This window comes from Serratia nevei (genome assembly GCF_024160145.1).
In the GTDB taxonomy this organism is placed as follows: domain Bacteria; phylum Pseudomonadota; class Gammaproteobacteria; order Enterobacterales; family Enterobacteriaceae; genus Serratia; species Serratia nevei_A.
Map to the genome: position 1 here is coordinate 1 of NZ_JAMYWQ010000023.1, position 15,574 is coordinate 15,574.

Genomic DNA, 15,574 nt, shown 5'->3' on the forward strand with positions numbered 1-15,574 from the left:
CGACCTGTTCGACAACGGCTAATTTAAAGGATAGAGAATAATCGCGTTGTGTGCGTTTAACATACTGGTTCATCACATTTTCCTCTGTGCGTGAGTAAAATGTGTCAACGCTATTTAGGACGGGTCACGTCCAACTTATGGGGGGCAGTTCACGATTGCGCCCCTTTTTTTATCCGCATTGCGCACCGCGCCGCATTTTTTTGTCGCCGTCTGCCGTCGTAGAGGAAACATTGCGCAGCTTGCCGCAGCGCTTGCGCATGCGGCTTTACCGCGTTGTTACGGCCCTTACACTGGCGGCATGAACGACAATACTCTCTCGAACATCGATGATCGCCAGCGTGGCATGACGTTGATTGAGCTGTTGGCGGCGATATTGATCGCCGCCATGCTGACCGGCTGGGGCGTCGGGCAATGGCGCTATCATCAGCAAGCGTTGCGGCTGGAACACACGGCCCAACAGCTGCTGGCGTTTCTGCTGCGCTTGCAGGCGGACGCCAACTGGCGTAACCGCACGACGCTGCTGTGGTTCAAGAACGGCACGCCCTGGTGTCTGGGCGGTGGCGTGCCGCCGCCGGATTGCGCTTCCGCCGAAGGCTCTGTCTTCTCGCCGTCTTATCGCGACGTTGCGCTGAGCGGCTACACCGGCAAAGAGATTGGGTTTTACGGTTTGCGCAATACCGCACAGGCGGGGCACATCCTTCTCAGCAACGACGCAGGCAGCCTGCGGTTGGTGCTGTCCGCCCGTGGGCGGCTGCGTTTGTGCAGCGAAGGGCAGCGGCTCAGGGGCATGGCGCTATGTTGACTTTAGAACGCGGCTTTACCTTGCCGGAGGTGATGTTGGCGTTGGTCTTCGGCAGTATAATCGCGCTCGGCGCGGTGAAAACTTACCCGCTGTTGCGCCAGCAAAGCGTGGCCGTCGGCCAGCACTTTCGGCTGGAGTCAACGCTGCGGCAGTTGGCGTTCGGTATTGAGAAAGATCTGCGCCGCGCCGGTTTTTGCGCCGGGCAGTGCGCCGGCCGCCCGCTGCTGATCGGCCAGGCTGCGGGAGAAGCGGCGGGCAGCTGCGTTATCGTCGCCTACGATATTGCTCGCAGCGGGCAATGGCTCACTTCGGGTGAGGATGCCGGCTATTTCGGCTATCGGCTGCGCAATGGCGGGCTGGAAGGGCAGCGCGGCGTAAGCCAATGCGACGGCGGCGGCTGGGAGCGGCTGCTCGATCATGACGAAGTGCGCATTGAGCGGTTTCATGTGGCGATAGCGCGGGGCAATCACGGCGCGACCTTGGCTCGCCTGACGCTGGCGGGGCGCTCCGCCAGCGATGCACGCATCAGGCGCAGCCTGAGCGGGAGCGTCGAAATGGCGGCGCTGCCATGAATCGGCAAACCCAGCGAGGCGGTAGCACCCTGGCGGCGGTGATGTTGCTGTTGGCGCTGGGGCTGATGTTGCTTAACGCTCAGCATCGGCAGTTGGATAACGCGCTGTTACTGGCTGCCGATCAGCAGCGTTACCTTCAGGCTTACAATCAGGCCGCTTCGGCGCTGAGTTGGGGCATGAGCCAGCGCTGGCCACGTGCCGAGCTGAGTGCGGCGGCCTGGTTATGCCGGCAGCGCGCGGAGCTGACGGCCTGCGCCCGGTTGTCTGCCAGAGCAGGCGTTGTGACGGTACGCGGCCTTGGCGAGATGCGCGGCGGTGAACCGCTATGGTTGTATCAATGGGGCACCTTTAACGGCGCGGAGGCCGCTGGCAAGGTGCAACCACAGCCGGGCGGCCGGCTGGATTTTTGCCCCGAGAAAAGGCTGGCCGACTGTGACGGCTAACGCTCGGGCTGGGCGGATATCCCGCAACGGCTTCAGCCTGCCGGAAGTGTTGGTGGCGGCCTTGCTGTTCTCGGTGTCGCTGATTGGCTTGTTACAGTATCATCAGGTGCTGTTGCAGTCGTTTCAGCGCCAGTGGCACTACCGGCAAGCCTGGGCGCTGGCGCATCAGCAGTTGGAGGCGTACGCCGTCACCGGGCGGCTCGAGGCCGAACTGCCGCCGGAAGGCTGGCGACGCGAAACCGCGCTCGACGATGCGGAGAGTGATTGCCGCCGATTGACGGTCAGGATCCAAACGCCGCAGCGGCAGTGGGCAACGCTGAGCCGCTGGTATTGTCCCCGTTTTTGAGCCGGCACGAATCTTGTTTTAAAGGAGCCTTGATGTTCACGGTTTATCATTCCAATCAGCTGGATTTGTTGAAAACGCTGACCAGCGCGCTGATAGCCAGAGATCCGTTGGCCGATCCTTTTCAACAGGAAGTGGTGCTGGTGCAGAGCCCTGGCATGGCGCAATGGCTGCAGATGCAGTTGGCGGAACAGTTTGGCATCGCTGCCAATGTCGCATTTCCGCTGCCGGCGACCTTCATTTGGGACATGTTCACCCGGGTGTTGCCGGATATCCCGAAAGAGAGCGCCTTCAGCAAGGACGCCATGACCTGGAAGCTGATGTGGTTGCTGCCGGAGATGCTGAGCGAGCCGGCGTTTGCGCCGTTGCAGCACTATCTGACCGATGACGGCGACAAGCGCAAAATCCACCAGTTAGCCGGCCGGGTCGCCGACCTGTTCGACCAATATTTGGTTTACCGCCCGCAGTGGCTGGAGAGTTGGCAGCGCGGTGAGCGCATCGACGATCTGGCAGAGGCTCAACAATGGCAGGCGCCGCTCTGGGCGCGGTTAGTGGAGTACACGCGCGAGCTGGGTCAGCCGGAATGGCACCGCGCCAATCTGTACAGCCGCTTTATCCACGCGCTGGAGCAGGCAAAAGCCTGCCCGCCCGGCTTGCCGCCGCGGGTGTTTATCTGCGGTATCTCAGCGTTGCCGCCGGTTTATCTGGAGGCGCTGCAGGCACTGGGGCGGCATATCGATATCCACCTGATGTTCACCAATCCCTGCCGCTACTATTGGGGCGATATCCAGGATTACGCCTTTTTGGCCCGTTTGCAGAGCCGCAAGCGCCGCCACTTCCATCAGGCGCGCGAGCAGGGGCTGTTCCGCGAGCCGGATGACGCGGCGCGCCTGTTTGACGCCGAAGGGCAGCAGCAGCTCAGCAACCCGCTGTTGGCCTCTTGGGGCAAGCTGGGGCGCGATCACCTCTATCTGCTGTCGCAGATGGAAGGGGCGCAAGAGGTCGACGCCTTTGTCGATATCCCGGCCGATACCATGCTGCACGCCGTTCAGCGCGATATGTTGGAGCTGGAAGATCACGCGGTGATCGGCATTACCGCGGAAACGCTGGAAAGCAGTTTCAGCAAACGTCCGCTGGATGAGAACGACCGATCTCTCAGCCTGCACGCCTGTCACAGCCCGCAGCGGGAAGTGGAGGTGCTGCACGATCAACTGCTGGCCATGCTGGAGGAGGATCCGTCGTTGACGCCGCGCGACATCATCGTGATGGTGGCGGATATCGACAGTTACACGCCTTACATTCAGGCGGTGTTCGGCAACGCCCCCGCCGAACGCTACCTGCCGTTCGCCATTTCCGACCGTAAAGCGCGCCAGGCGCATCCGGCGCTGCAGGCGTTCATTTCACTGCTCGATCTGCCGCAAAGCCGCTTTACCTCGGAACAGGTGTTGGCGCTGCTGGAGGTGCCGGCGCTGGCGGCCCGCTTCGCCATTGGCGAAGAGGGGCTGCGTCTGCTGCGTCACTGGGTCGGTGAGTCCGGCGTACGTTGGGGGCTGGATGACGATAACGTGCGCGAACTGGATCTGCCCGCGACCGGCCAGCATACCTGGCGTTTCGGGATTACGCGCATGCTGCTTGGTTACGCGATGGACAGCAATGCTGGCGATTGGCAGGGCATTTTACCTTACGACGAATCGAGCGGATTGGTCGCCGAGTTGGCGGGGCAGTTGGCGCAGCTGCTGGCGCAACTGAGCCACTGGCGGCAAATTTTGAGCGAAGCGCGCTCGCTCGACGCGTGGCTGCCGCTGTGCCGGCAACTGCTGGATGCCTTCTTCGACGCTGACAGCGACACCGACGTGGTGCTGGCACTGATCGAACAGCAGTGGCAGCAGGCCATCAATTTTGGCCTGGCGGCGCGCTATCCCGACGAGGTGCCGTTGACCATTCTGCGCGACGATCTGGCAGCGCGACTCGATCAGGAGCGCATCAGCCAGCGCTTCCTCGCCGGGCAAATCAACTTCTGTACGCTGATGCCGATGCGTTCCATTCCGTTCAAGGTGGTGTGCCTGCTGGGCATGAACGACGGCGTGTATCCGCGCACGCTGCCGCCGCTGGGGTTCGATCTGATGGCGCAGCAGGTCAAACGCGGCGACCGCAGCCGTCGCGATGACGACCGCTATCTGTTCCTGGAGGCGATTTTGTCCGCTCAGCAGCGGCTGTATATCAGCTTCATCGGCCGTTCCATTCAGGACAACAGCCCGCGCTACCCTTCGGTGCTGGTTACCGAGCTGCTGGAGTACCTGGAGCAAAGCTATTGCCTGCCGGGAGACGAGAAACTCAGCGCAGACGACAGCGCCCGGCGGGTTGGTGAGCACCTGCTGAAGTGGCACGCGCGCATGCCGTTCGCCGCCGAGAATTTTTTGCCGGGCTCGGAAGAGCAAAGCTACGCCGCCGAGTGGCTGCCCGCCGCCGATGGGCGCGGGGCGGCGCATCCGGCGTTCAATCAGCCGTTGCCCGCCGAAGCGCTGCAGCAGATATCGTTGGATGAGCTGCTGCGGTTTTATCGCCATCCGATTCGCGCCTTCTTCCAGCTGCGGCTGGGCGTCAGCTTTATCCTGGAAGAGACCGAGTTGCCGGACGAAGAACCCTTCACGCTGGATAACCTCAGCCGCTATCAGTTCAACAGCCAACTGCTGAATACGCTGATCGACGGCGACGATCCCGAACGGCTGTTCCAGCGGGTGCGCGCCGCCGGCGGCTTGCCCTATGGCGCCTTCGGCGAAATCTATTGGCAAAAGCAGCAGGAAGAGATGAGCGAACTGGCCGAGCAGGTGCGTGCGGAACGCGCTGAGAGCCATAGCCTGGAGCTGGATATCGATATCGCCGGCGTGCGCCTCAGCGGCTGGCTGCATCAGGTGCAGGATGACGGCCTGTTGCGCTGGCGGCCCGCTACGCTGTCGGCGGTGGACGGCATATTGCTGTGGCTGGAACACCTGGTGTACTGCTGCGCCGGCGGCACCGGCGAGAGCCGCATCTACGGCCGCAAGAATTCCGCCTGGCGCTTTGCCGCGCTGGCGCCAGAAGAGGCACAGGCACAGCTGGCGGAACTGCTGGCGGGCTATCAGCGCGGTCTTTGTCAGCCGCTGCTGTTGCTGAACAAGAGCGGCTGGGCGTGGCTAAGTCAGTGCTATCTGCCGGAAACGCAGGAAATCGACTGGGAGGAAGAAGCGCAAACCAAGGCCCGTGCCAAACTGCTGCAGGCCTGGCAGGGCGATCAGCGCATTCCCGGAGAAGGGGAAGATCCCTACGTGCAGCGAGTGTTCCGCCAATTGGACAACGACTACTTGGCGCAAATACTGGCCGAAACAGCGCGTTATCTGCTGCCGGTGGCGCGGCATAACCTGGGGTAACAATCCCCCGGTGGTGCTGTGTGGCGGGAGGTGGTAAAAATAACGCAGGTTATATTCAACCATTGGGGTAATTCCCGGTCTTACATAACGCACAGGTATATACCCGCCGTTTTTCGCCTGCCGCATTGGCGGAGGACCCAGCGAGTAAAGATTTGGTTATGTGGTTTTGATGCACGTTGTCAACGTCAGGGAACGGGCGTAGCGACGTCAGAATAGGGGTTTATTTTGGATATGCGCAGACAGTTGGCCCGTATCACCGGGCTGTTATTCCTGGCCCTATGTTGGGCGCCGTTGAGTTGGGCCGCGCAAGGATGGCAACCGCTGGCGGAGAAGATCAACAAGAGCGAACACGATCCGCGTCAGTATGAGGCGATCAAGTTGGCTAACGGCATGACGGTGTTGCTGGTGTCCGATGTTCAGGCACCGAAATCGCTGGCGGCGCTGGCATTGCCGGTCGGCTCGCTCGAAGATCCGAACAGCCAACTGGGGCTGGCGCACTATCTGGAACATATGGTGCTGATGGGCTCCAAACGCTATCCAGAGCCGGAGAACCTGTCTGAATTCCTGAAAAAGCACGGTGGCAGCCACAATGCCAGCACGGCCTCGTATCGCACCGCCTTCTATCTGGAAGTGGAAAATGATGCGCTGGAGCCGGCGGTCGACCGCATGGCCGACGCCATTGCCGAACCGCTGCTGGATCCGGGCAATGCCGACCGTGAGCGCAACGCGGTGAATGCCGAACTGACGATGGCGCGTTCGCGCGACGGCATGCGCATGGCGCAGGTGGGCGCGGAAACCCTTAACCCGGCGCACCCGAGCGCGCGTTTCTCCGGCGGCAATCTCGACACGCTGAAAGACAAGCCGGGCAGCAAGTTGCACGATGAGCTGACCGGCTTCTATAAGCGTTACTACTCAGCCAACCTGATGATGGGCGTTTTGTACGGCAATCAGCCGCTGTCGCAGCTGGCTGACATTGCGGCGAAAACCTTTGGCCGCGTGCCGAATCACGATGCCAGCGTGCCGCCGATCACCGTGCCGGCCGCTACGCCGGAACAGCAGGGCATCATCATTCATTATGTGCCGGCGCAGCCGCGCAAGCAGCTGAAGATCGAGTTCCGCATCGACAACAACAGCGCCGCGTTCCGCAGCAAAACTGATACCTACATCAGCTACCTGATCGGCAACCGCAGCAAAAATACCCTGTCTGACTGGCTGCAGAAACAGGGGCTGGCGGACGCCATCAATGCCGGCGCCGATCCGATGGTCGATCGCAACGGCGGCGTGTTCGCCATCAGCGTGTCACTGACCGACAAAGGCCTGGCCCAGCGCGACGAGGTCGTTGCCGCCATTTTCAACTACCTGAAAATGTTGCGCAGCGAAGGCATCAAGCAGAGCTACTTCGATGAGATCTCGCATGTTCTGAACCTGGACTTCCGTTATCCGTCGATCACGCGCGACATGGACTACATCGAATGGCTGGTGGACACGATGCTGCGCGTGCCGGTGGAGCATGCGTTGGATGCGCCTTACCTGGCCGACCGTTATGATCCTAAGGCGATCGCCGAACGTCTGGACGCCATGACGCCGCAAAATGCGCGTATCTGGTTCGTCAGCCCGGATGAACCGCACAACAAGACGGCCTATTTCGTCAACGCGCCTTACCAGGTCGACAAGATCACGCCGCAGCGCTTTGCGCAGTGGCAGCAGTTGGGCAGCGGCATTTCGCTGTCGTTGCCGGCGCTCAACCCGTACATCCCGGATGACTTTACCCTGACCAAGCCGTCGCACGAGTTCAAAAAGCCGGAAATGGTGGTGGATAAACCCGGCCTGCGCGTGCTGTATATGCCGAGCCGTTACTTCGCCGACGAGCCGAAGGCCGACGTCACCGTCGCTTTCCGCAACGCCAAGACCATGGATTCCGCGCGTAACCAGGTGCTGTTCTCGCTGACGGATTATCTGGCCGGCCTGGCGCTGGATCAGCTGAGCTATCAGGCATCGGTCGGCGGGCTGAGTTTCTCGACCTCGCCGAACAACGGCCTGATGTTCAACGCCAACGGTTTTACCCAGCGTTTGCCGCAGCTGCTGACGGCGCTGATCGAGGGCTATTCCAGCTTCATGCCGACGGAAGATCAGCTCGCTCAGGCCAAATCCTGGTATCTGGAGCAGTTGGACGCCGCCGAAAAGGGCAAGGCGTTTGAGTTGGCTATTCAGCCGGTGCAAATGGTTTCCCGCGTGCCGTATTCCGAGCGCAGCGAGCGCCGCGAAGTGCTGAAGACGCTGACGCTGAAAGACGTGCTGGCCTATCGCGACAGCCTGCTGGCCGAGGCCACGCCGGAGCTGCTGGTGGTGGGCAACATGAGCAAGCAGCAGGTCGATACGCTGGCGTCGACGCTGAAACATCGCCTGGGCTGCACCGGCATCGAGTGGTGGCACGGCGAAGACGTGGTGGTGGACAAGAATCGGTTGGCCAACCTGCAGCAGGTGGGCAGCAGCACCGACTCGGCGCTGGCGGCAGTCTACGTACCGACCGGCTACGACGAAGTGACCGGCATGGCCTACAGCTCGCTGCTGGGGCAGATTATTCAGCCGTGGTTCTATAGCCAGCTGCGCACTCAGGAGCAATTGGGGTATGCGGTCTTTGCCTTCCCGATGTCGGTGGGTCGCCAGTGGGGCGTAGGCTTCCTGCTGCAGAGCAACAGCAAGCAGCCGGCCTACCTGTACCAGCGCTATCAGGATTTCTACCCGAAAACCGAGAAACGTCTGCGTGAAATGAGCGAGGCCGATTTCGAGCAGTACAAACAGGCGCTGATCAACGAACTTAAGCAGCGGCCGCAAACCCTGAGCGAAGAGGCCAGCCGGTTCGCCAACGATTTCGATCGCGGCAATTTCGCCTTCGATACCCGTCAGAAGCTGATCGCGCAGGTGCAACAGCTGACGCCGGCCAAGCTGGCGGATTATTTCCACCAGGCGGTGATCCAGCCGCAGGGGCTGGCGGTGCTGTCGCAGGTGAGCGGCAGCGGGCAAGACAAGGCGGATTACGCGGCGCCTAAGGATTGGGTCACCTATCCAAACGCGTCTGCACTCCAGCAGATCCTGCCGCGCAAAGTGGCGACGCCATGACGGAAACTGCCCCGCAGAGGCTGGAGCCGCTGACGCTGCCGCTGTTCGGCGAACGCCTGATCGAAGCATCGGCGGGCACCGGCAAAACCTTTACCATCGGCGCGCTGTACCTGCGTCTGCTGCTGGGGTTGGGCGGTGAAGCGGCGTTTCCCCGCCCGCTGACGGTGGAAGAAATCCTGGTGGTGACCTTTACCGAGGCTGCCACCGAGGAGCTGCGCGGGCGTATCCGCGACAATATTCACGGATTACGCATTGCCTGCGTGCGCGGTGTCAGCGCCAACCCGCTGTTTACGGCGCTGATGGCTGAAATTGACGATTTGACCGACGCCGCCTCGCAGCTGCTGGCGGCGGAGCGGCAGATGGACGAAGCGGCGATCTACACCATTCACGGCTTTTGCCAACGAATGCTGACGCACAACGCCTTCGAATCCGGCATGCTGTTTGAACAGACGCTGGTGCAGGACGAGCTGCCGCTGCGGCGGCAGGCCTGTGCCGATTTCTGGCGTCGCCACTGCTATCCGTTGCCGCTGGGCGTCGCCCGTGCGGTCAGCCAGGAGTGGAGCGGCCCGGAAGCGTTGCTGGCCGATCTTTCCGGCTATCTGCACGGTGAGGCGCCGGCGCTGCGTCGGCCGCCGAAGGATGAAGAAACCGTCCTGATGCGCCATGAGCAGATCGTCGCGCGCATCGACGCCATCAAGGCGCAATGGCGGGCGGCGGCGGGCGATCTGGAGGCGTTGATCGTCCAGTCCGGCGTCGATAAGCGCAGTTACAGCAGCAAACACCTGCCGAACTGGCTGAACAAGGTCGGCGAATGGAGCGGGCAGGAGACTCAGGACTACCAGCTGCCGAAGGAACTGGACAAATTTCGCCAGTCGGTGCTGCTGGAGAAGACCAAGAAAGGCGAGCCGCCGCGGCATGCGCTGTTCACGGCGATCGACGAGCTGTTCGATGAGCCGTTGACGCTGCGCGACCTGATCATGGCGCGCGCGCTCAGCGAGATCCGCACTTCCATTCAGCAGGAAAAGCGCCAGCGCGCCGAGCTGGGGTTTGACGACCTGCTCAGCCGGCTGGACGGTGCCCTGCAAAGCGGCGGCGGCGAACAGCTGGCGCAGGCGATCCGTCAGCGCTACCCGGTGGCGATGATCGATGAATTCCAGGATACCGATCCGCAGCAATACCGTATTTTCCAAAAGCTTTACGTCGGCCGGCCCGATTGCGGCCTGCTGCTGATCGGCGATCCCAAGCAGGCAATTTACGCCTTTCGCGGCGCCGACATTTTTACCTACATGCGGGCGCGTTCAGAGGTGAGCGCCCACTATACGCTGGAGACCAACTGGCGCTCGTCGCCGTCGATGGTCGCCAGCGTCAATCACCTGTTTTCTCAGGTAGAAAAGCCTTTCCTGTTCGGCCAAATCCCCTTTATCGAGGTCAGCGCGGCGGAAAAGAACCAAGGGCTGGCGTTTGACCTGCACGGCAAGCCGCAACCGGCGATGCAGTTCTGGCTGCAGCAGGGAGAAGGCGCCGGTGTAAGTGATTACCAACAGCTGATGGCGCGCCTGTGCGCCACGCAAATTCGCGACTGGCTCAGCGCCGGGCAGCAGGGCCAGGCGTGGCTGCAGGGTGGCAAGGAGCCACGGCCGGTACAAGCCTCCGATATCACGGTACTGGTGCGCAGCCGCAATGAGGCGGCGTTGGTGCGCGATGCGCTGAGCGCGCTGTCCATTCCGTCGGTATATCTGTCCAACCGCGACAGCGTGTTTGACACCCCGGAGGCCAAAGATCTGCTGTGGTTGCTGCAGGCAGTGTTGGCACCGGAGCAGGAGCGCACGCTGCGCAGCGCCATGGCCACCGGGCTGCTGGGGTTGGACGCGCCGACGCTGGACGGCCTGAGCCGCGATGAGCGCGCCTGGGACGCGCTGGTCAGCGAGTTCGACAACTACCGCACGCTCTGGCTGCGCCGCGGCGTGTTGCCGATGCTGAGTGAGGTGATGAAAGCGCGCCAGCTGGCGGAGAACCTGCTGGCCAGCGCCGGCGGCGAGCGTCGTTTGACCGACGTGCTGCACCTGGGGGAGCTGTTGCAAGAGGCGGCGGCGCAGCTCGACAGCGAGCATGCGCTGGTGCGCTGGCTGGCGCAGCAGATTGCCCAGCCCAATCGCCAGTCCGACAATCAGCAGCTGCGGCTGGAGAGCGATCGGCATCTGGTGCAGGTGATCACCATCCACAAGTCCAAGGGGCTGGAATTCGATCTGGTGTGGCTGCCGTTCGTCGGCAATTTCCGCCAGCAGCAGCAGGCGTTGTATCACGATCGCCACAGCTTCCAGGCGTTGCTGGATCTCGACGCCAATGAAGAGAGCCAGGCCTGGGCGGAGGAGGAGCGGTTGGCGGAAGATCTGCGTCTGCTGTACGTGGCGCTGACCCGTTCGGTGTACCACTGCAGCATCGGCATCGCGCCGCTGTTCCAGGGCACGCGCAAGAAACAGGGCGATACCGATCTGCACCGCAGCGCATTAGGCTATCTGGTGCAGGGCGGGCAGGCCGGCGACGCTGTGTATCTGCAGGAGCGGCTACAGCAATTGGCGGGCGGCGGTATCGCGCTGTCGCTGGTGGAACCGCCGGACGAGGCGCCCTGGCAACCCCAGGCAGCACTGGCTGAAGCGCTGGCGGCGAAAAGCTTTACCCGGCGGATCCAGGATTCTTGGCGGGTGACCAGCTATACCGGTTTGCAACAGCACGGCGCGAGCCTGATGCAGGATCTGCTGCCGCGTCTGGATGTCGACGCCGCCGGTGAGCGCGGAGAAGAAAGTGAGCCAGCGCTCACACCGCATACTTTCCCGCGCGGCGCAACGCCCGGCACCTTCCTGCACAGCCTGTTTGAAACGCTGGATTTCACTCAGCCGCTGGACGAACAGTGGCTGCTGGCACAGCTGCAGCAGCAAGGGTTCGCCGAACACTGGCAGCCGATTTTGCTGGCGTGGATGCAGGTATTGCTCAGCACGCCGCTCGACGACAGTGGCGTGACGCTGGCGGCACTGACGCCGCAGCACAAGCAGGCCGAGCTGCAGTTCTATTTACCGATCAACCGGCTGTTGCAGGCGAAGGAACTCGATGCTCTGGTGAAGCGTTACGATCCACTTTCCGCCCGCTGCCCGGCGCTGGATTTTCATCAGGTGCAGGGCATGCTGAAAGGCTTTATCGACCTGGTGTTCTGCTGGCAGGGCAAATACTACCTGCTGGACTACAAGTCCAACTGGCTGGGGGAAGACAGCAGCGCCTATACCCGGCCGGCGATGGAGCAGGCGATGGCGGAGCATCGTTACGATCTGCAATACCAGCTGTATACGCTGGCGCTGCATCGTTATCTGCGTCATCGGTTGCCGGATTACGATTATCGGCGCCATTTTGGCGGGGTGATTTATCTGTTCCTGCGCGGCGTGGATGCGGCGCACCCGGGCAACGGCATTTTCACCTGTCTCCCCGAGTTTGAGCTGGTGGCGGGGATGGATCGCTTGTTCAGCGGCGAAGCTGCGGCGACGGAGGAAGGATCATGATCGCACTGCTGGAGCAGGCGGTGGCGCTTGGCGTGCTGCGCCCGCTGGACGTGCAGTTCGCCCGCGTGGTGGCGAACGAAGACGAGCCCGATATTTTACTGGCCGCCGCCTGCCTGAGCGCAGAGGCGGGGGCCGGTCATGTCTGCCTGATGCTGGAGCAGCTGCAGGCGGACACGTTGTTTGAAGGGCGCCAGCCGGCGCTGGCGCTGGCGCTGTGGGAGGCGGCCGAGCGGCCGGATAGCGCGCGTTGGCAGCAGCGTTTGGCGGCCAGTGCAGCGGTCGGGAACGGCTGCGGCGCAACGCCGCTGGTGCTGCGCGGGCAGCGTTTATATCTGCAGCGCATGTGGCAAAACGAAGGCGAAGTGGCGGCGTTTATCGGCGGCGAAGGCGAGTCGCTGGCGGTACCGGAGGCCGAGCTGCGCAGCATTCTCGACCGTTTGTTCGGCGCGGCGAGCGACGAACCCGACTGGCAGAAGATCGCCGCGGCGGTGGCCGCGACGCGGCGCATCGCGGTGATTTCCGGCGGGCCGGGCACAGGTAAAACCACCACCGTCGCCAGGCTGTTGGCGGCGCTGGTGCAGCTGGATGAAGGCGCGCGCTTGCGCATTCAGCTGGCGGCGCCGACCGGCAAGGCGGCGGCGCGTCTGACGGAGTCGCTCGGCAAAGCCAGCCGTCAGTTGGGGCTGACCCCGGCGCAGCAGGCGCTGTTCCCGACCGAGGCGGCGACGTTGCACCGTCTGTTGGGGGCGCAGCCGAACAGTCAGCGTATGCGCTATCACCGCGGCAACCGGCTGCATTTGGACGTGCTGGTGGTGGACGAGGCCTCGATGGTCGATCTGCCGATGATGGCGCGCCTGATTGCCGCATTGCCCGATCGGGCGCGGGTGATTTTCCTCGGCGATCGCGATCAGCTGGCCTCGGTAGAGGCCGGCGCGGTGCTGGGGGATATTTGCCGTTTTGCCGAGCAGGGATACAGCGACGCGCGTGCCGCAGAGCTGAGCCGCCTGACCGGTTGCGCGATTGAAGGGCAGCAGGCCGACGCGGAAGCGGTGGTGCGCGACAGCCTGTGTTTGCTGCGCAAGAGCTACCGCTTCGACGCCCGTTCCGGCATCGGTCAGCTGGCGTTGGCGGTTAATGCCGGTGCGGGGGATCGCGCGCTGGCGGCATTAAACGGCAGTTTCGGCGATGTCACGGGCTATGCGCTGGCGACGAGCGAAGAGTATCAGGCGCTGCTGGATGCCTGCGTGGCGGGCTATCGCGACTATTTGCGGCTGACCACCGAAGGCGCGGACGCGGTGGCGGTGCTGGCGGCCTTCGGCCGTTTTCAGGTGCTGTGCGCGCTGCGTGAAGGGCCGTTCGGCGTTGCCGGCCTGAACGAACGCATTGAGCTCGGGCTGCAGCGTGCGGGCCTGATCGATCGCAAACCGGGCGTGCTCGGCCGCTGGTATCGGGGGCGGCCGGTGATGATTGGCCGCAACGACAGCGCATTGGGGCTGTTCAATGGGGATATCGGCATTACGCTGCCGGATGAGCACGGCGATCTGCGCGTGCATTTTCAACTGCCGGACGGCAGCATCAAGTCGGTACAGCCGAGCCGTTTGCCGGCGCATGAAACCGCCTATGCCATGACGGTGCACAAATCTCAGGGATCGGAGTTTGACCATACGGTTCTGGTGTTGCCGAACCACTTCCTGCCGGTGCTAACGCGTGAGCTGGTGTATACCGCGATCACTCGTGCACGTGAGCAGCTCTCGCTGTATGCCACGGAGGCGGTGCTGCTGCGGGCCATTCGTATGCCGACCCAGCGGCGCAGCGGATTGGCTGAACGGCTGCAGACAACGGAATAAACGCCGCAGGGGCGCGGCAACGGCCGCGCCCAATGGGATTACAGATCGGCCAGCAGGATTTTGGAACGGCGCTGGTAGTTGTACAGCGCCTGTTTCTGCATCGGCAGCACGTCGACTTCCGCCGGGGTGAATCCGCGTTCCTGGAACCAGTGGATGCTGCGGGTGGTCAGCACGAACAGCTTCTTCAGCCCCATCTGCCGCGCCTGGTTTTCCACCCGCTGCAGCAGCATCTCGCCGCGCGAAGAGCTGCGGTAATCGGGATGCACCGCCACGCAGGCCATCTCACCGATTTTTTCCTCCAGGAACGGATACAGCGCCGCGCAGGCGATGGTCAGGTTGTCGCGTTCGATAATGGTGAACTTGTCGATCTCCATCTCCAACTGTTCGCGCGAACGGCGCACCAGAATACCCTGCTGCTCGAGCGGCCGGATCAGCTCCAGAATGCCGCCGATGTCGTTGATCGTCGCCCGGCGCACCTGTTCGGCGCTCTCCATCACGATTTGGGTGCCGATGCCGTCGCGCGAGAACAGCTCCTGTACCAGCGCACCGTCCTCCTGGTAGCTGATCAGGTGGCTGCGGCGCACGCCGCTGCGGCAGCCTTTCACCGCCCCGCGCAGGAAGCGCACGGTGCCGGAATGGTAATCGCCGCCTTCCTCCAGCTCTTCAAGGCGTTTTTGCGCATCGTTGGGGAACAGCTCGGAAAGGATGTGGCCTTCCGCATCGGTCACGCCCTGCGAGGAGCAGAAACCGATCATTTTTTCCGCTTTCAGCTTGATCGCCAGCTGGGTGGCCACTTCTTCCGAAGTCAGGTTGAAGCTCTCGCCGGTGACCGAAACCGCGACCGGGCCGATCAGCACGATGGCGTTGCTGTCGAGCTGGCGGTGGATCGCGTCTTCATCGATGCGGCGAATGCGGCCGCTGTGACAGTAGTCGATGCCGTCATCCACGCCCAGCGGTTGCGCGATGATGAAGTTGCCGCTGACCACGTTAATATGTGCGCCCTGCAGCGGCGTGTTGTTGAGGCTCATCGACAGCCGGGCGGTGATATCGAGCTGCAACAAACCGGCGGCCTGCTTGACCAGTTCAAGCGTATGGGCATCGGTCACGCGGGTGTGTTTGTGGTAGATCGGCTCATAGTTGTGCTGCGCCAGATTGGCGTCGATCTGCGGCCGTGCGCCGTAAACCACCACCAGGCGAATGCCCAGACTATGCAGCAGCCCAATATCGTTGACGATGTTGGAGAAATTCTCGTGTTCGATGGCTTCCCCGCCGAGCATGATGACAAACGTCTTGCCGCGGTGGGCATTGATATAGGGGACTGAGTGACGGAATCCTTGCACCAGCTCTGTACTACGTTCCTTCACGACAAACCTCTTTTGCATATTTATACGGTATTTTTGTATTTTTATTCTTTTATTGCGCCGATGGCAAGCGGGAAATCGTCATGAAGAGTGCGCTAAGGGTGCTAAATCGTTAATAAATTGAAAAACCA

9 protein-coding genes are annotated in these 15,574 nt (G+C 62.3%); 8 read left to right on the plus strand and 1 reads right to left on the minus strand.

What is annotated here, in order from left to right:
* The first annotated feature begins 298 nt into the window (after positions 1 to 298).
* The 8 genes from M6G53_RS16210 to recD all read left to right on the plus strand — a co-directional run bounded on the left by M6G53_RS16210 (position 299) and on the right by recD (position 14,082).
* On the plus strand, positions 299 to 802 hold the full coding sequence (locus tag M6G53_RS16210; protein ID WP_070913906.1) for a prepilin peptidase-dependent protein: 504 nt from the start codon (positions 299 to 301) through the stop codon (positions 800 to 802).
* Positions 796 to 1,374 (plus strand): prepilin peptidase-dependent protein, encoded by a 579-nt coding sequence (locus tag M6G53_RS16215; protein WP_253332963.1) that lies wholly within the window; start codon positions 796 to 798, stop codon positions 1,372 to 1,374. The genes M6G53_RS16210 and M6G53_RS16215 overlap by 7 nt, the downstream gene beginning before the upstream one ends.
* Entirely contained in the window at positions 1,371 to 1,817 is a 447-nt protein-coding gene (locus M6G53_RS16220) for a YgdB family protein (RefSeq protein ID WP_253332965.1), read from the plus strand. The genes M6G53_RS16215 and M6G53_RS16220 overlap by 4 nt, the downstream gene beginning before the upstream one ends.
* Positions 1,807 to 2,163 carry a prepilin-type N-terminal cleavage/methylation domain-containing protein gene (locus M6G53_RS16225; RefSeq protein ID WP_253332967.1) on the plus strand — a complete coding sequence of 119 codons (357 nt, stop codon included), beginning with the start codon at positions 1,807 to 1,809 and terminating at the stop codon, positions 2,161 to 2,163. The genes M6G53_RS16220 and M6G53_RS16225 overlap by 11 nt, the downstream gene beginning before the upstream one ends.
* Positions 2,164 to 2,195: 32 nt before the next feature.
* Positions 2,196 to 5,567, plus strand: a complete 3,372-nt coding sequence (recC, locus tag M6G53_RS16230) for an exodeoxyribonuclease V subunit gamma (protein ID WP_253332969.1) — start codon at positions 2,196 to 2,198, stop codon at positions 5,565 to 5,567.
* Between the two features lie 231 nt (positions 5,568 to 5,798).
* On the plus strand, positions 5,799 to 8,687 hold the full coding sequence (ptrA, locus tag M6G53_RS16235; RefSeq protein ID WP_253333042.1) for a pitrilysin: 2,889 nt from the start codon (positions 5,799 to 5,801) through the stop codon (positions 8,685 to 8,687).
* Complete coding sequence (recB, locus tag M6G53_RS16240) at positions 8,684 to 12,235, plus strand: exodeoxyribonuclease V subunit beta (protein ID WP_253332971.1); 3,552 nt, start codon at positions 8,684 to 8,686, stop codon at positions 12,233 to 12,235. The genes ptrA and recB overlap by 4 nt, the downstream gene beginning before the upstream one ends.
* On the plus strand, positions 12,232 to 14,082 hold the full coding sequence (recD, locus tag M6G53_RS16245; protein WP_253332973.1) for an exodeoxyribonuclease V subunit alpha: 1,851 nt from the start codon (positions 12,232 to 12,234) through the stop codon (positions 14,080 to 14,082). Before recB ends, recD begins: the two co-directional genes overlap by 4 nt.
* A 38-nt stretch (positions 14,083 to 14,120) precedes the next feature.
* Here recD and argA read toward each other — a convergent pair whose 3' ends face one another.
* Positions 14,121 to 15,464, minus strand: a complete 1,344-nt coding sequence (gene argA / locus M6G53_RS16250; RefSeq protein ID WP_253332975.1) for an amino-acid N-acetyltransferase — start codon at positions 15,462 to 15,464, stop codon at positions 14,121 to 14,123.
* Positions 15,465 to 15,574 lie beyond the last annotated feature (110 nt).